The sequence below is a fragment of the Nocardiopsis sp. FIRDI 009 genome, from assembly GCF_003386285.1.
GTDB lineage: Bacteria > Actinomycetota > Actinomycetes > Streptosporangiales > Streptosporangiaceae > Nocardiopsis.
On sequence record NZ_QPNC01000008.1, the window covers coordinates 256655 to 273314 of the forward strand.

At 73.3% G+C, this 16660-nt stretch carries 12 protein-coding genes; 4 read left to right on the forward strand and 8 right to left on the reverse strand.

Annotated elements, in window-relative coordinates; all coding sequences use genetic code 11:
• Positions 1 to 224 precede the first annotated feature (224 nt).
• The 4 genes from DVR05_RS06220 to DVR05_RS06235 all read right to left on the reverse strand — a co-directional run bounded on the left by DVR05_RS06220 (position 225) and on the right by DVR05_RS06235 (position 7217).
• A complete protein-coding gene (locus DVR05_RS06220; protein WP_116244838.1) occupies positions 225 to 1244 on the reverse strand; it encodes a LacI family DNA-binding transcriptional regulator in 1020 nt (339 codons plus the stop codon).
• Between the two features lie 101 nt (positions 1245 to 1345).
• Positions 1346 to 2224, reverse strand: a complete 879-nt coding sequence (locus DVR05_RS06225; protein WP_116244839.1) for an Fpg/Nei family DNA glycosylase — start codon at positions 2222 to 2224, stop codon at positions 1346 to 1348.
• A gap of 135 nt (positions 2225 to 2359) precedes the next feature.
• Complete coding sequence (locus DVR05_RS06230; protein ID WP_116244840.1) at positions 2360 to 5476, reverse strand: DEAD/DEAH box helicase; 3117 nt, start codon at positions 5474 to 5476, stop codon at positions 2360 to 2362.
• 298 nt (positions 5477 to 5774) lie between these two features.
• On the reverse strand, positions 5775 to 7217 hold the full coding sequence (locus tag DVR05_RS06235; RefSeq protein ID WP_116244841.1) for a PucR family transcriptional regulator: 1443 nt from the start codon (positions 7215 to 7217) through the stop codon (positions 5775 to 5777).
• Positions 7218 to 7371: 154 nt separating this feature from the next.
• Between DVR05_RS06235 and gabT the strand changes: the two genes are divergently transcribed.
• Entirely contained in the window at positions 7372 to 8709 is a 1338-nt protein-coding gene (gene gabT, locus DVR05_RS06240) for a 4-aminobutyrate--2-oxoglutarate transaminase (RefSeq protein ID WP_116244842.1), read from the forward strand.
• A 182-nt stretch (positions 8710 to 8891) separates the two neighbouring features.
• Here gabT and DVR05_RS06245 read toward each other — a convergent pair whose 3' ends face one another.
• Positions 8892 to 9380, reverse strand: coding sequence for an Lrp/AsnC family transcriptional regulator (locus tag DVR05_RS06245; protein WP_116244843.1), 489 nt, complete (start codon positions 9378 to 9380; stop codon positions 8892 to 8894).
• A 155-nt stretch (positions 9381 to 9535) separates the two neighbouring features.
• Positions 9536 to 11140 (reverse strand): PucR family transcriptional regulator, encoded by a 1605-nt coding sequence (locus DVR05_RS06250; protein WP_116244844.1) that lies wholly within the window; start codon positions 11138 to 11140, stop codon positions 9536 to 9538.
• A gap of 183 nt (positions 11141 to 11323) precedes the next feature.
• On the opposite strand from DVR05_RS06250, the gene DVR05_RS06255 reads away from it, so the two are divergent.
• Together DVR05_RS06255 and DVR05_RS06260 are read left to right on the forward strand one after the other, a co-directional pair.
• Entirely contained in the window at positions 11324 to 12610 is a 1287-nt protein-coding gene (locus tag DVR05_RS06255) for an aspartate aminotransferase family protein (protein WP_116244946.1), read from the forward strand.
• Positions 12611 to 12742: 132 nt separating this feature from the next.
• Complete coding sequence (locus tag DVR05_RS06260) at positions 12743 to 14251, forward strand: CoA-acylating methylmalonate-semialdehyde dehydrogenase (protein ID WP_116244947.1); 1509 nt, start codon at positions 12743 to 12745, stop codon at positions 14249 to 14251.
• Between the two features lie 230 nt (positions 14252 to 14481).
• On the opposite strand, the gene DVR05_RS06265 is transcribed toward DVR05_RS06260, so the two are convergent.
• Together DVR05_RS06265 and DVR05_RS06270 are read right to left on the reverse strand one after the other, a co-directional pair.
• Positions 14482 to 14727, reverse strand: a complete 246-nt coding sequence (locus tag DVR05_RS06265; RefSeq protein ID WP_116244845.1) for a hypothetical protein — start codon at positions 14725 to 14727, stop codon at positions 14482 to 14484.
• A 241-nt stretch (positions 14728 to 14968) separates the two neighbouring features.
• A complete protein-coding gene (locus tag DVR05_RS06270) occupies positions 14969 to 15796 on the reverse strand; it encodes a carbon-nitrogen hydrolase family protein (RefSeq protein WP_116244846.1) in 828 nt (275 codons plus the stop codon).
• Positions 15797 to 15950: 154 nt separating this feature from the next.
• Here DVR05_RS06270 and DVR05_RS06275 point away from each other — a divergent pair, with 154 nt between their 5' ends.
• Positions 15951 to 16628 (forward strand): TetR/AcrR family transcriptional regulator, encoded by a 678-nt coding sequence (locus DVR05_RS06275; protein ID WP_198659062.1) that lies wholly within the window; start codon positions 15951 to 15953, stop codon positions 16626 to 16628.
• Positions 16629 to 16660 lie beyond the last annotated feature (32 nt).

Consider the following 16660-nt stretch of genomic DNA (forward strand, 5'->3'; position numbering starts at 1 on the left):
CCTTCGACCCCGGTCGGCCTTCGGGTGGGGGTGGTCCCTCCGTCGCACGGCAGGGTGGGAGCGCTCCCAATCTGGGGCGCGGAAGGCCGTTGCTGAACCGGGTAAGTGACGTCCACAACAGCATGTCCGCGTCATACCCGTCAATCCCCAGCAGCACGGGCGTTATCCGCTTGTAACGGGAGGACCTGCGCATCCGCCCCGGAGACGGCGCCCCGGAACACCCCTCAGGGGGCGAGCGGACCGGTGCTCGCGCGCGGGTGCAGCTCCCCGGGCGGGGCCTGGCGGCTCGCGACCGCCTCGCCCTCGACCCTCCCGAGCAGCATCCGCGCCGCCTCGCGCCCGCACGCGACGGTGTCCCGGACGACGGCGGTCAGCGAGGGGCGCACCAGGCCGCACAGGACGGAGTCGTCCCAGGCCACGATGGACAGCCGGGAGGGGACGTCCACGCCCATCTCCCGGGCCACGCCGAGACCCGCGACGGCCATCAGGTCGTTGTCGTAGACCAGCGCGGTGGGCCGCTCCGCCAGGGCCAGGAGCCTGCGCGTGGCCCGGGTGGCCGCCTCGCCGGTGTAGTCGGCGTACACCGTGCGCGTCTCCGCCAGCCCGGCCTCGCCCGCCGCCTCTCGGAAGGCCCGGGTCCGGTCCCGGGTGTGCCGGAAACCCTCCGGACCGGCGATCCGCGCGATCCTGCGGTGACCGAGAGCGGCCAGGTAGCGCACCACCTCACGCATCGCGGCGGTCTCGTCGGAGTGCAGACAGGGCAGCCCGCCCACGCCCTCCGGGCCGCCGAGGACGACCGCGGGCAGCGGCAGCTCCTCCAGGGCCGCGACCCGGGGGTCGTCCGTGCGCAGGTCGACCATGATCACCCCGTCCACGCGCCGCTCGGCGGCCCACCGCCGGTAGGCGGCCAACTCCTCCGCCTGGTCCTCGGTGACGTGGAGCAGCAGGTCCACCCCGGCCGCGGTCAGCTCCGTCTCGATCCCCGACACCAGCTGCATGAAGAACGGCTCGACGCCCAGGGCGGGCGCGGGGCGGTCGACGACCAGCCCCACCGCGCCGACCCGGCCCCCGGGCGACAGGGCGCGCGCGGGGCCGCTCGGGGCCCAGCCCAGGTCGCGGGCGATGTCCAGGATGCGCTGACGCGTCCGATCGGACACCCCCGGCTTGCCGTTGAGCGCGTAGGACACCGCCCCCTTGGACACCCCGGCCACCCGGGCGATGTCCACGATGGTCGGCCGTCGCATCTGAGACCCCAACGCACCCCCATGCACACGTGAAAGCTGAACCGGTTAAGAACGCGGCTGGGAGTCTACGCCACCGGGGCCGAGAAGTGTGCGGTTCCGGGTCAGCGCTGGCAGCCGGGGCACCAGTACAGGGTGCGTCCGGCCAGGTCGGAGGCGGCGATCGGGGACCCGCACACGCGGCACGGCTCACCCGTGCGGTAGCACACGTACAGCGTGTCCGGCCGGGGCACCGGGCGGGCGTCGGGGTCGGGGCGGTGCTCGGGACGGGTGGTGATGATGTAGCCGTCGCGCACACCGTCGCGGAGCAGGGACACCAGGTCGGCCCAGAGCGCGGACCACTGCTCCCGGGTGAGGTCGCGGCCCGGGGTGAGCGGGTCGATCCCCGCCCGGAACAGGGACTCGGCCCGGTAGATGTTGCCGATGCCCGCGATGACGTCCTGCCGCATGAGCAGCACCGCGACGCTGCTCCGGGAGCGGCTCACCGTCCGCCACGCCCGCTCGGGGTCGGCGTCGGCGCGCAGGGGGTCGGGTCCCAGCCTGTCCTGGACCGCGCGTTTGTCGTCCTCGGTGATCACCTCGCACGCCGAGGGTCCGCGCAGGTCGGCCCAGCCGGAGGTGTTCACGAGCCGGGCGCGCACGGTGCCCGTGGGAGCGGGCGGCACGACGAAGCCCTCGGCGTCCCGTTCCAGGGCGCGGCGGCCCGCGCCCTCGGTGCGGGGCGCGCCCAGGTGGCGTTCGCCGTCGGCGTCGCCGAAGGTCCACGCCCCGTACAGGCCCAGGTGCACGCGCAGCCACTCCCCCGAGTCGAAGCCGAGGAACAGCTGCTTGCCGTGTGCCTCGCTCTCGGTGAGCACCCGGCCGTCCACCCGCGCGGCTCCGTCGGCGAACCGGCCCTGCGGGCTGGAGGCGCGCACCGCGCCGCCGCCGAAGGTCTTGTCGAAGTGCGCCGCCAACCGGTGCAGCGTGTGGCCCTCAGGCACCCGTGTTCTCCCCTCCGCGCCCCGGGGCGCGGACGAACCACCGCGACCCGGACATCGTGCTCCGATCAGCGTAGTCCGCCGCTCCCGCCCCCGGGACGGGTTCCGCGCGGCCGAGCGGCGGGGGCGGCCCCGCGGTCAGTAGGCGGCGAGGATCTCCTCGACCAGGGCGCGGGGGTCGGCCAGGCACCGCCAGGCGGGGACGAGGACCACGGGGTCCCCGGTGACCCGGTTGAGCGCCTCACCCCGGACGACCAGATGGCGCAGGGCGCGCCCGTCGGGCTCCCGGTCGAGCAGGATGATCAGGCGCCGGGCGGCGAAGCGCACGACCAGGTCCGCCGTCCAGCCCTGCACGGTCTGGAGCAGGGTCACCGAGGTGCCCGCGCCCCGCAGCTCGTCCACCAGGGCGTCCCTGGCGGCGTCGGTCCCGGCCACCGTCCGCGCGCCGGACACCAGGGTGTCCAGCTCGGCCAGCGGCCCGTCACCGCCGACCCAGTACCCGCGGTCGCCGACCACCACCAGCCGGCGGCGCGTGCGTGTGAGCACCGACGACCACAGGTGGATCATCCGTAGCACCCTGCGTTCGGCGATGGCGGGGGCCGCGGCCGCCAGCATCGGCGACAGGACGGTGACGTCGGCGGCGTCCCGGTCGCAGTCGAGCAGGTCGGGGCCGCCGACCCGCACGTCGTGGCGGGGGTCGCGGTGGCGGAGTTGGCGGCGGATGAGCGCCACCTGCGGCTGGGTCGGGGCGACCACGGCGATCACCTGGCCGGGGGGCAGTTCGGCGTCGAGCTCGTCGACCACCACCGCCACGCGGTAGGCCTCGTCCCGGTTGACGTAGGAGGCGCCGGGCGCCGCCTCGCACGTGCCGGGGACGTCGTGCCACTCGAAGACGGGGCCGCCCGCCGGGTCGGGGACCGTCCGGACGGAGATCCGCCCCCCGTAGCAGTGCCGGGAGGCGGCCTCGGCGAGCGGCGGGGCCGCCCCCGTGTGCTCGTCCAGCCACAGCAGCGGCGGCGCGGCCTTGTAGGCGGCCCGCAGCGCCGACCCCGACCCGTGCCGCAGCCCCCGGTCGTCGAGCTGGTCGGCGGTCATCCCCGCGGCGGCCAGGGCCCGGCGCTCCTCGGCGGGCTCCAGCACGCTCATCGGGCCCGGGTGGGCGGGGTCGCCGAGCACGACGGCCCGGCTCGCGCGGTAGAGGGCGGGCAGCACCTCGGCGGCCCGGGTGCGCTCGGCCCCCACCACGATCACCAGATCGTAGAGTGCGGCCTGCGGCGGCAGGGCGCGGACCTGGTCGGTGCGGCACATCCACGTGGGCAGTGTGTCCAACAGGTTGGACACACCCGGCCAGCCGGTGCCGTGGTGCCAGTTGAGGGTCTCCAGGCGGTTCTCGATCGCCGCCCGGCCGCGCCAGAGCCTCGGTTCGGTGGCCGCCCTCAGACAGGCGGAGCTGGACCTGCGGTGTCCGGCCAGGGCGTCGGCCAGGGCGCTGGTGAGCTCGCCGAGCGGGGCGCAGCGGGTTCGCTGGTCGACCGCCGACCGCCACTCGCTCTCCATGCGGGCGACCGCGCACAGCCGGGCCAGGCTGTCGGGGTCGGTGCTCACCCCCAGTTCCCGACGGATGGCGGCCCGGTGCTGGAGGCCGACGAACCCGCCCGCCCCCGCCCGTTCGGCCCGGTGCAGCCAGTACTCGGGGCCGCCGCGCTCGGGGGTGAACAGGGCGTCGGGGTCCCAGCCGCACGCGATGCTGCGGCCGCGTTCCTCGGCGAGCCGGGCGAGCGCGTGCCCGCCGGAGGCCATGACGTCCATGGCCCGCCACGCCTGGCGGACGCGCGCCCAGTCGTGGGCCAGGTCTTCCCGGTGCGAGGCGGGTTCGCCGTCGGGGGTGTCGGGCACGGGCGGGGGCGAGGCCCCGGCGTGGTCGATCAGCAGCCGGTTGAGCTGGCGGATCTCGGCCGCGCGGTGTTCGGGGCCGCCGACGCGGACGACGGGGTGGCCCGGCGCGACGGCGGCGCGACGGGTGATCTCTGCGAGGTCGCCCTCGGTGCGCGCGCAGAGCAGGACACGCTGGCCGTTGCTGACGGCGGTGCGGACGAGGGCGTCGACCAGGTCGTGGGCGCCGCTGCCGGGCGGGGTGGCCGCCACGGTGAGCTGGTCGCGCATGGCGGCGCTCAGCACCGCGTACTGGGACTGGTTGAGCGGCGCGGCTGAGACGGGGACCACCGCGGCGGTGTCCTGCGGCTCCCGGGTGACGGGGGCGGGCGGCCTGCGGGCGGTCCGCCCGGTCGGGGGGCGGCCCTGGTCCGGGTGGAGGGGGCGGGCGTTGGCGGACCGGCCGAGGAAGGGTTCCAGGGCGGTGCTGACGGCAGCCTCGGGGTCGAGCCCGTCCCGGTCGGAGGGGTCGAGGTCGGCGAGGACGCCCTCGACGGAGCCGGGTGCGTGGTCGTCCCCGTCGGGCTGTCCGCCGGGGCCCGCGCGGAAGAGCACGGCGACGTTGTGGGCCCCGTTGGCCGGGGCGGTCGGCCGCCCCCGGGCGCCGAGGGGGTCGATGTCGTCGATCCGTTCGACCTCCAGCCGGGAGAGCAGGGTGCGCACCTTCACGGCGAGGTCGGCGACGGCCGCCGGGCGGTGCACCGTGTCGGGGGCTCCGGTGCGCAGGCGGGTGCGCAGCTCGAACAGGTCGTCGGGGTCGGTGATGCCGAGCCGGGCGAGGAGGGCGGCGTTGACGTCGGGCGGGCCGACGGCGCGGACCGCGGCCCCGGTCTCGGGGCGCGGGCCGAGCTCGCGCGGGAGCCCGTCGAGCTCGTCCACGGCGCGCACGTCCGTGGTGAGCAGCGGGAGTGCGACGCGGTCGTCCCCCTGCCCCAGGACCACCAACGGGTAGCCGTACCGGAGGGCCTGACCGCGCGTCTGGGCCAGATGCAGGACCCGGGCCGCCGCCGGTTGCAGGGGCACGGTGTCCCGGGCGCCGCTGAACAGGAGTTCGGGGCCGGGCGGGAGGCAGGCGCAGGAGTCGGAGTCGAGGTCGTGGGGTCGCACGACGTGGGCGTGCACGGCCTCGCGGCTCAGGCAGGCGCGCAGGTAGGCGAGGACGGAACGGACCTCGTCGTGGTCGATCGGGGGCTTCCAGCGCAGCGAGGCCGCCCCCACCCCGGACCGGCCGACCTGGGTGGTGACGGGGCCCGGCGCCCCGGCGACCCCTCCGGGCCCGTCCGGCCCGCCGATCTGCTGTTCGTCGTCGCGCAGTGACCTCACGTCGCCCCCCGGTCCGCCACCCCGTGATCGGGTGATTACCGCCCGCTAGCAACGCCCATTGTCGTGGAAGGAGAGGGGTTGGACCGGCCGAACGGGGAAACCGCCCCCGACTTTCACGCTGGGTGACGAACGCCTGTGCGGTTCGTGTCCGCCGCGCGGGCCAGGGCGCCCCGGGCGGGGAGGAACCGCGCCGCAGGCGTCCGTTGAGGGTGGTGGAGGGCGACGGGCGGGCCGAAGAGCAGCGCAGGCCCGAGGTGCCCGAACCCGGGCCAAAGCTCAGGCCCGGGGCGAACACGGCTCACCCGACCCCGAGCACGCGCAGGGCGATCCACAGCTCCGCCCGGTAGTCGGGGTCGTCGAGGTCCCCGGGGAGCAGGTCCCGGATGCGGGTCATCCGGTAGCGGAGGGTGTGCCGGTGGATGCCCAGGGACTCGGCCGCGGCGTCCCACCGGCCCGAACTGGCCAGGTAGGCGCGGAGCGAGGACAGGAGTTCGGCCCCCGTGCGCTGGCCGGTGAGCGGCGCGAGGAGGTCCTCGGCCATGCGCACCCCCACCGGGGTCTCCGCCAGGCCGAGCAGCCCGCCGGGCAGATCGCCCGCGCGCACCACACCGCCGTCCCCCTCCCGGGCGACGCTGCGCGCGTGTTCGGCCGCGGCCAGGCCGGTGTCCAGGTCGGCGTAGAGCACGGGCTCGCTCACCCCGATCGGGCCCTCCAGCACCTCGCGGATCACGCCGCCCGGGGCCGGGGCCCCGGCCAGCAGCAGGGCGCGCCCCTCGTGCTCGGCGACGAGGACGCCCTCGGGCGGGTGGGTCGCCCCGGCGGCGTCGCCCACGCCCACCACCACCGGCTCGTCCGGGAGCATCGCGCGCAGCGGGGCCGCACCGTCGTGGCCCGGGTCCAGCGCACCGGTCAGCAAGGCCACGAGGACGCCCTCCCCCACCTGGGCGGAGGCGCCCCGACCACCGCGTTCCAGTTCGAGCGAGAGCAGGGAGACCGCGGCGTTGACCAGGGTGCGCTCGTCCGATCCCAGGGGTCCGGCGGTCCCCACGGCGAGGTAACCGCGCACGCGCCGCCCCGTGGCCAGGGGCTGGACGGACACCCGTTCGCCCGACGACTCCACGGAGGCGCTGGCGCGCACGCCCGCCTCGCGGAGTCGGGGCAGTTCGCCCGCGACCACGGCCGCGTGCCGTCGCGCGCCCGGGGGCGCCGCGTGTCTGACGGCTCCGTCCTCGCCGAGCAGGAGCACCCGGCCGCCGAGGTCGCGGGCGAGGCGGTCGACGATCTCCGGAGCCCCGGACAGCGCCGCCCGCGTGAGTTCGCGCTGCGCCGCGAAGGCGCGGGTGAGCCCCTCGTACTCCTCCTTGGCCAGCAGCCGGGAGACCTCCTTGCCCACCGCGATGAACGGCGTCTCCCGCGCGACCTCGACCAGGGGGACCCCGAACTCGGCGGCGGCCTCGCGCAGGGGGCGGGGGGTCTCGTCCAGGACGACGCCCACCCCGAACCCGAGCCCGGCCACCCGCCGCTCGGCCAGTCGGCGCACGTAGTCGCGGTGGTCGGGGTCGCTGTCCGCCCAGCGGACCCCGGTGGTCAGGACGAGTTCGCCCCCGGCCAGGTAGGGGGTGGGGTCGGTGAGTTCGCTGACCGCGACCCACGCGACCCGCCGGTCCAGCTGGTCCTCGCCGTTGAGCAGGCGCAGCCGCAGACGCGGCGTCCGTAGCAGGGCGCCCAGGGTCGGGGGCATCCGTTCTCCCTCCGTCCACGTGTCGCGCGCCGCATTGGCGCAGGTCCCTGGATCAATTATCCACCGTGTCCATGTATGACCCGTTCCGTGCCGCCTAAGGTCATGGCAGTCGGATCGACTCCCTCACCCGAGCCCGTTCACAGGAGGCAGCCGCATGGCCACGTCCGAGGTCGTCCAGTCACGTCGGATCGTCACGGAGATCCCCGGCCCGAAGAGCCGCGCGATCCAGGAGCGCCGGTCGGCGGCGGTCGCCCAGGGCGTCGGCAGCGTGCTGCCGGTCTACGTCGAGCGCGCGGGCGGCGGGATCGTCGAGGACATCGACGGCAACGCCCTGATCGACTTCGGTTCCGGCATCGCGGTGACCAACGTCGGCAACGCCGACCCGCGCGTCGTCGAGCGCGCCGCCGAGCAGCTCGGCCGGTTCACCCACACGTGTTTCATGGTCAACCCGTACGAGGCGTACGTGGACGTGTGCGAGGCCCTGAACCGCGTCACCCCGGGCGACCACGAGAAGCGTTCGATCCTGCTCAACTCCGGCGCCGAGGCGGTGGAGAACGCGGTCAAGATCGCCCGCAGCGCCACCGGCCGCCAGGCCGTCGTCGTCTTCGACCACGCCTACCACGGCCGCACCAACCTCACCATGGGCCTCACCGCCAAGAACATGCCCTACAAGCAGGGCTTCGGGCCGTTCGCGAGCGAGATCTACCGCGTGCCGATGGCCTACCCCTACCGCTGGGCGACCGGCGCCGAGAACTGCGGCCCCGAGGCCGCCAAGGCCGCCATCGACCAGATCACCAAGCAGATCGGCCCGGAGAACGTCGCCGCCGTGGTGATCGAGCCGATCCAGGGTGAGGGCGGCTTCATCGAGCCGGGCGCCGGGTTCCTGCCCGCGATCGTGGACTTCTGCCGCGCCAACGGCATCGTGTTCGTCGCCGACGAGGTCCAGACCGGTTTCGCCCGCACCGGCGACATGTTCGCCTGCGACCACGAGGGGATCGTCCCCGACCTCATCACCACCGCCAAGGGCATCGCGGGCGGTCTGCCGCTGGCCGCCGTGACCGGCCGCGCCGAGCTGATGGACGCCGTCCACGGCGGCGGTCTGGGCGGCACCTACGGAGGCAACCCGGCCGCGTGCGCCGCCGCGCTGGCCGCCCTGGAGGCCATCGAGTCCGACGGCCTGGTCGAGCGCGCCCGCCGGATCGGCGAGCTGATGCTGGGCCGCCTGCGTGAGCTGGCCGCCAAGTACGACATCATCGGCGACGTGCGCGGCCGCGGCGCGATGGTCGCGATCGAGCTGGTCAAGGACGGGGACAAGACGCCCAACCCGGAGGCGCTGGGCAAGGTGCTGTCCCACGCCCACCAGCAGGGTCTGATCCTGCTGAGCGCGGGCACCTACGGCAACGTCATCCGGATGCTGCCGCCGCTGGTCATCTCCGACGAGCTCCTGAACGAGGGGCTGGACATCCTCGACGAGGCCTTCGCCCAGCTCTGACCGGTGCGGGGCGCTCCCCGACGACGTGGAGCGCCCCGCCCGAACGGACCACCTTGGCGGACATCGCCCGATCACGGCCGCACGCAACAGGCTCTGGTATGCCGCGTCCTCCGTGATCTCGCCAAGGCACGGCCCCGTCCGCGCGTCTCGTTGGGCGCGGACGGGGCCACTCCGGGCTCCGTCTAGCGCGTGCCCCAGGCGTAGGTCTGCTTGCGGAGCTTGAGGTAGAGGAAGGTCTCCGTGGTGTCCACCGTGTCGATGGCGCGGATGTCGGCCAGGATCTCCAGCAGCCGGGGGTCGTCCTCGGCGACGACCTCCACCAGCAGGTCGAACGAGCCCGCGGTGATCACCACGTACTCCACGCCCGGGATGTCGGAGATGGCGTCGGCCGCCGTGTTGAGGTCGCCGTTGGTGCGGACGCCGATCATCGCCTGGCGGCTGAAGCCCAGCATCATCGGGTCGGTCACGCCCACCACCTGGACGACCCCGGCCTCCAGGAGGCGCTGGACGCGCTGGCGCACCGCCGCCTCGGACAGGCCCACGAGTTTGCCGATGGAGGCGTAGGACCGGCGCCCGTCCTCCTGGAGGAGCTCGATGATGCGCTTGGCCGTGTCGTCGAGGACGACGCCGTTGTTCCTGCGTGCGGGACCGGAGTCCGCCTGGTGGGTCACATGATCCTCCGCTTGCGTCCGCAAGAATCCGATGAATTCTGGCCTGGGGACTTGTGGAATTCGCCGATGCGTCAGCCGCCAACGACGGATTCCACGTTACTGCACGGGTGTTTCCCGGGTGGGGACCGAACCGGGAAACCCGGCGTCTCCCCAGGTCAGCGGTCGTCTCGCACCGAGTCCAGGGACAACAGGGCCACGTGCAGCGACAGGCAGGTCTCCACGGATTCCAGGTCGGCGTCGAGGATGTTGGAGATACGCCGCAGCCGTTCGTAGAAGGCGGGTCTGGACAGGTGGGCCCGGCTGGCGGCGAGCGCCTTGTTGCGTCCCGCGCCCAGGTAGCGGCGGAGCATGTCGGTGAGGTCGTCACCGTGCCGGGCGTCGTGGTCGAGCAGCGGACCGAGTTCGCGCTCGACGTAGGTCTGGAGGCGCTCGTCGTCGCGGAACAGGTGCAGCAGCCCGCGCAGGTGCAGGTCGGGGAGCCGGTAGAAGGGGCGCTGGTCGTTCTGGCGGACGGCCACGTCGCCGACCTGCCGCGCCTCCAGGAAGGACCGGCGCACCTCGCGGATGCCGTCCGCCGACGAACCCACGGCCAGCACGGCGGCGTCCCCGATCGCGTTGCGCACCCGGTCGGCGAGCATGTGCAGGGTCGGCTCCAGCCGCTGCTTGCCGGACAGCGGCAGCAGGATGCCCACGCGCAGGTCGTCGAGCGAACCCACCAGCGCGGGCAGGCGCAGCTCGCGGCAGGCGCGCGCGGCGCCCTCGGCGGTGTCGGACAGCCGGGCCTGCCCCGCCAGCCCGGTCCCGCTCTCGCGCAGTCGCAGGACCAGCCCGACCAGTTCGCGCCCCTTGAGCGGCACACCGACCGCGCGCGCCCTGACCAGCGCCTCCTCCGGATCGGAGTAGGCGCGGTCGATGATGCCGGAGATGATCGTGCGGTGCGTCTGGCGCTCCAGGCTCTCCTGGTGGCGCTCCAGCAGCCGACCGAGCGCCAGCGTGGTGGCGGCGCGTTCGATGAGCATGCTCTGGCGCCGGGTGGGGCTCGCGCCGACGATGAGGATCAGGCGCCCCCAGTCCTGGCCGCGCGCGCCGACGGTGGTGACCAGCCAGCCGGTGCTGGGCGCGTGGACGGTGTGGCTGCCCGAGCGGATCGCGCGTGAGCGGCTCTCCCACGAGGTGAGCAGCGTGCCGGGGTCCTCTCCGTTGAGGTCGCAGGCCAGGACCTGGTGGGTGAGGTTCTCCAGCACCACGGGGCAGCCGGACAGCTGGGCGACCTCGTGCAGGATCTGGGCGCTGTCGGCGCCCTCCACCGACAGCTGGGTGAAGACCGAGTGCAGTTTCTCCGACTCGCGCAACTCCTCCAGCTGCTCGTTGACGACGCGGATGTGCACGGCCTCGGTGATCTCGACGAACCGCGCCTCGCGGTCGAGCAGGACGACGGGCACCCCGGCGTCGCGCGCGGCGTCCAGGAAGGCGGGCGGGAGTTCGGCGTGGTACTTGCGGCCGAGCTCGACCGCGATACCGCTGACCCCCGCGTTGGCGAGGTCGTCGATGTAGCGGCGCAGGGCGTCGGGGTCGTCGGGCATGGCGATGCCCGTGCTGAGCACCAGCTCGCCGCCGCGCAGCAGGTGGGCCAGGTCGGTGACCTCGGCGATGTGGACCCAGCGCACGGGGACGTCCAGCCGGTCGGAGCCGACCACGACGCGCGGGCGGGCGCGTTGGAGGGCGGGCAGCTGGAGGACCTCGGCGAGAGTGGGAAGCACCCTCCCATACTAGGACGCACTGTCAGGTTCCGAACCCTGGATCCTTACATCCTGCACCGGCGGCCGACCATCTGACCACGGCAACTGCGTCTTCCGTCGCGGCTTACACACCGTAAAACCAGCCACCATGTTGTCAACATGGTGATCCTGGTCATCCGGTGGGGGCGCGGCGAGACTGGGGTCATGTCGGAACTTCTCTCGCGCCACCGCGCGGTCATGCCCTCCTGGCTGCCCCTGTACTACGAGACCCCGCTGGAGATCGTCAGCGGCAAGGGGTCACGCGTCACGGACGCCGAGGGCCGCACCTACCTCGACTTCTTCACGGGCATCGTGACCAACATGATCGGCTACGACGTGGCCGAGGTCCGCGAGGCCGTGGAGCGTCAGATCGCCAAGGGTGTCGTGCACACCTCCACCCTCTACCTCATCCGCGGCCAGGTCGAGCTGGCCGAGAAGATCGCCCGGCTGTCCGGGATCCCCGACGCCAAGGTCTTCTTCACCAACTCCGGCACCGAGGCCAACGAGACCGCCCTGCTCCTGGCGACCTACGCGCGCGGCAGCGACGAGGTGCTGGCCATGCGCGGCAGCTACCACGGCCGCTCGTTCGGCACCGTGGCCGTGACCGGCAACCGGGGCTGGAAGAACTCCTCCCTGTCGCCGCTCAACGTCCACTACCTGCACGGCACCGACCGCGGCGCCCCGGCCTTCCGGGGCATGTCGGAGCAGGAGTACATCACCGCCTGCGTCGCCGACCTGCGCGACGTCCTGGACACCACCGCGCCCAACGTCGCGTGTCTGATCGCCGAGCCGATCCAGGGCGTGGGCGGCTTCGCGATGCCGCCGGACGGCCTGTACGCCGCCTACAAGGAGGTCCTCGACGAGCACGGCATCCTGTTCGTCGCCGACGAGGTCCAGACCGGGTGGGGCCGCACCGGGACGAGCTTCTTCGGGATCGGCAACCACGGTGTCACCCCGGACGCGATGACCTTCGCCAAGGGCCTGGGCAACGGTTTCGCGGTCGGCGGCGTCGTGGCGCGCGGGGACCTGATGGACCGCCTGCACGCGCTGGGTGTGGCCACGTTCGGCGGCAACCCGGTGTCGATGGCGGCGGCCGGGGCGACCCTCGACTACGTGCTGGAGCACGACCTGCAGGGCAACGCGCTGCGCCAGGGCGGGCTGATCATCGACGGTCTGCGCCCGCTGACCGACCTGCCCAGCGTCAGCGACGTGCGCGGCAAGGGTCTGATGTTCGCGGTGGAGATGGTCGACCCGGACACCGGCGCCCCGTCCTCGGAGCTGGCCGGCCGGGTCCTGGAGGCCACGCGTGAGCGCGGGCTGCTGGTCGGCAAGGGCGGCGTGCACGGCAACGTGCTGCGGATGGCCCCGCCGCTGACCCTGTCCGCCGAGGAGGCGGCCGAGGGCCGCGACCTGCTCCTGGACGCGGTGCGCGCGGTCGACGCCGAGGCCTGAGGGTTCTGAGGGGCGGCACGGGGTCGGCGGCCGCTGTGCCCCCTTGTCAACAAGCAAACACGGTGCGCCGCGGGCGCGCCAGTCCCGGGCTGGCCGCCTGTGGACGACCGGTACTCGATGGAGAAGGAACGCATGAGCGAGAACGTCACCCACTGGATCGGCGGAGCCCGCCACCAGGGTCCCGCGGAGCGCCGCGCGGACGTGTACAACCCGGCGACCGGCAAGGTGTCCGGCACGGTCGACCTGGCCGGACCGGCCGAGATCGACGCCGCCGTGCGCTCGGCGAGGGAGGCCTTCCCCGGCTGGCGCGACACGTCGCTGTCCAAGCGGGTCCAGGTCCTGTTCCGCTTCCGTGAGCTGGTGCGCGCCAACAGCGACCGCCTCGCCGAGGCGATCAGCGCCGAGCACGGCAAGGTCGTCTCCGACGCCGCGGGCGAGGTGGCGCGCGGCCTGGAGGTCGTCGACTTCGCCTGCGGCATCCCGCACCTGCTCAAGGGCGGCTACTCCGAGAACGTGTCCACGGGCGTGGACTCCTACTCCATCCTCCAGCCGCTGGGCGTGGTCGCCGGGATCACCCCGTTCAACTTCCCGGCGATGGTCCCGATGTGGATGTTCCCGGTCGCGATCGCCTGCGGCAACACCTTCGTGCTCAAGCCCAGTGAGAAGGACCCGTCGGCGTCCCTGCTGCTCGCCGAGCTGTGGGCCGAGGCCGGGCTGCCCGACGGGGTGTTCAACGTGCTCCAGGGCGACAAGGTCGCGGTGGACGGCCTGCTGGAGCACCCGGACGTGGCGGCGGTCAGCTTCGTGGGTTCGACCCCGATCGCCCAGTACATCTACTCCCGCGCCGCCGCGAACGGCAAGCGCGTGCAGGCGCTGGGCGGCGCGAAGAACCACATGGTCGTGCTGCCCGACGCCGACCTGGACCTGGCCGCCGACTCGGCGGTCTCGGCCGGGTTCGGCTCGGCCGGTGAGCGCTGCATGGCCATCTCCGCGATCGCGGTCGTGGACTCGGTAGCCGACGAGCTGATCGCGCGGATCCGCGAGCGGGTCGAGCGGCTGCGCGTGGGTCCGGGCGACGACGACCGCAGCGAGATGGGGCCGCTGGTCACCCGGGAGCACCGGGACAAGGTGGCCTCCTACCTGGAGTCGGGCGTCGAGCAGGGCGCGACGCTGGCCATCGACGGCCGCGTGCACCCGGTTCTGGGCGGGGAGTCCGACGGGTTCTGGCTCGGCCCGTCGCTGCTGGACCACGTCACCCCGGAGATGGACTGCTACCGCGACGAGATCTTCGGTCCGGTGCTGAGCGTGGTGCGGGTGTCGGACTACGACGAGGCCGTCCGGCTGATCAACGACAACCGGTACGGCAACGGCACCGCGATCTTCACCAACGACGGCGGCGCGGCACGGAGGTTCCAGAACGAGATCCAGGTCGGCATGGTCGGCATCAACGTGCCGATCCCGGTGCCGATGGCCTACTACTCGTTCGGCGGGTGGAAGCAGTCGCTGTTCGGCGACTCGCACGCGCACGGCACCGAGGGTGTGCACTTCTACACCCGGACCAAGGCGGTCACCGCCCGCTGGACGGACCCGGGCAAGCGTCCGGAGGGCGGCGTCAACCTGGGCTTCCCCACGAACGGTTAGGGCCGCCTAACAGGAAATCGGGACGGATCTCTCTTACTGACGGTCGATCGCGGACAACACGGAGTATCGTTGGTGGCGACCGCTCCTCACCGGGAGTGGTCGCGGAGGAGGACGCGGAGACCATCCTGGAAGGACGCGCTCAATTCCCCTCCTCCCCATGGAAGCGGGCGCGTCGGCGGAAGCGCTCCGGGTCCGACTCTCCCCCTGGACCCGGAGCGCGACCGCGTCGGCTAACGGGCGGCGTACACCGGCCGGTCGGGGGCCGCTCCGGGCCCCGCGCCGACGAGGTCCGCGCACTCCTGGCATCCGAACACGTGGCATCCGTCCGGCGTCCGCCCCAGGAACCGGCGGGGCCGGGGCCACTGGGTGTGGCAGACGGCGCAGGCGTCCCCCATGCGCTGGGCCCCCGTCAGCGCCTCCGGGTCGTAGACGTAGGTTTCCGACGTGTCGTCAGGCCGTGCACTCGTCGCACACACCGTGCTCGTTCCGCGCAATGTCCTTGCTCCCCCCGTGGTTTAGGACAGTCTGGCGGGCCGATAGTTACCGGCTCTTTAGCGAATCAGAGGCTCCCGGCACTGGGAAGTGTCCGGACCGATCCAAATCACTCCGTGCACGTAAATCATAACCCTAAGTAACGAACCCTGGGAAGACCCCCGTTGAGAGATGTGGATTCATCTGGTTTGCCCGATGCCTACTGAGTAGTAGGGGTACGGGACCTCAGCTCAGCTCGCGCGGCGTAACCGCGAACCGGCGCAGCGACAGGGCCGGATTGACGGTCCGAACCTCCTCAACCCGGGCGGCCGAAACCTCCGCGGAGGCGACCGCGAAGCGCTGCTCCCCCAGCGCGGCGACCGGCGTGCCCATCGGGTCGACCACCATGCTCCCGCCCGACCCCGACGGCGCCGCCTGCCCCGCCGCCGCGACGTAGACGGTGTTCTCGATCGCCCGCGCCCGCGCCAGCGTGCGCCAGTGGTCCTCCTTCAACGGACCCGGAACCCACTGGGCGGCCAGCAGCACCACGTGCGCCCCCGCGTCGGCGATGCGCCGCGTCACCTCCGGGAACCGCAGGTCGTAGCAGGTCTGGAGACCGAGGACGACGCCGTCGACGGTGAAGGTCTCCGGCTCCTCGATCGGCCCGGGGCGGACCACGTCCGACTCGCGGACGCCGAACGCGTCGTAGAGGTGGATCTTGCGGTAGAGCGCGCGTCGCCCCCCGTCCGGGCCGAGGGCGACGAGCGTGTTGACGAAGTGGGTGGCCTCGCCCGCCTCGTCCTCGGCGACGGTCTCCTCGTTGACCCCCAGCACCAGGTGCACGCCCTCCGCGCGGGCCGTGTCCGCGGCGGCGGAGAGGAAGGGACCGTCCAGGGGCTCGGCGGACTTCACGTACCGGTGGTCGGTCCGCGGCGCGGTGAACATCGTGTACTCGGGCAGCAGCACGACGTCGGCGCCCTCGGCCGCGCCCCGCGCCGCCAGTTCGGCGACCGAGCGCGCGTTCTCCGCCTTGTCCTGGCCCGGCGCGAACTGGGCGACCGCGATCCGCACCATGGGTGCCTCCCTCCTCGACGCCGGAGCGTCTGGGGCGCCCCGGACCGTGCCCCGCAGTCTACGGGGACCGGGGCGGGACGGTTCCCCCACTTCGGCGAACCCGGACGGCTGAACGCATTGCCAGCATACTGAACATGCGTTTAGTCTGGTGAACATGGATTCACCTTCCCGGAGGCCGCCGGACCGCGCGGAGGACCTCACCGCACGCGCGCGCATCCGCGACGCCGCCATCGACTGCTTCGGACAGCGGGGGTTCGACGTCCCGGTCCGCGAGATCGCCGAACGCGCCGGGGTCTCCCCCGCGCTCGTCATGCACCACTTCGGCAGCAAAGCCAAACTGCGCGCCGCCTGCGAGGAGCACGTCACGCGCGTCGTCCGCGAGGTCAAGACCGCCTCCGTCACCGACACCGACGCCGACCACAGAACCGTCCTGAACCACCTCGCCGAGGCCGAGGAGTTCGCCCCGTACCTGGGCTTCCTCTTCCGGTGCCTGCAGACCGGAGGGGACCTGGCCCGCACCCTGTACGAGCACATGGCCGCCGACGTCCAGACCTACCTCGACGCCGGGGTGAGGGCGGGCACCGTCCGTCCGAGCCGGGACCCCGAGGCCAGGGCCCGGTGGCTCGCCGCGACCGGCGGCGGGTCGCTGCTGTTGCTCATCACCCTGCGCCACCCCGGCCCCGACGTCGACTTCCGCAGGGTCATCCGCGAATGGTCGGAGGAGTTCACCCTCCCGGCCCTGGAGCTGTACACCGAGGGCCTGTTCACCGACCGTTCGATGCTCGACGCCTACCTCCTGTACGTGAGCGACCCGCCGGAGGAACCGTCCTGAACCGGCCACGCCCACGACCACGTCCACCGCCC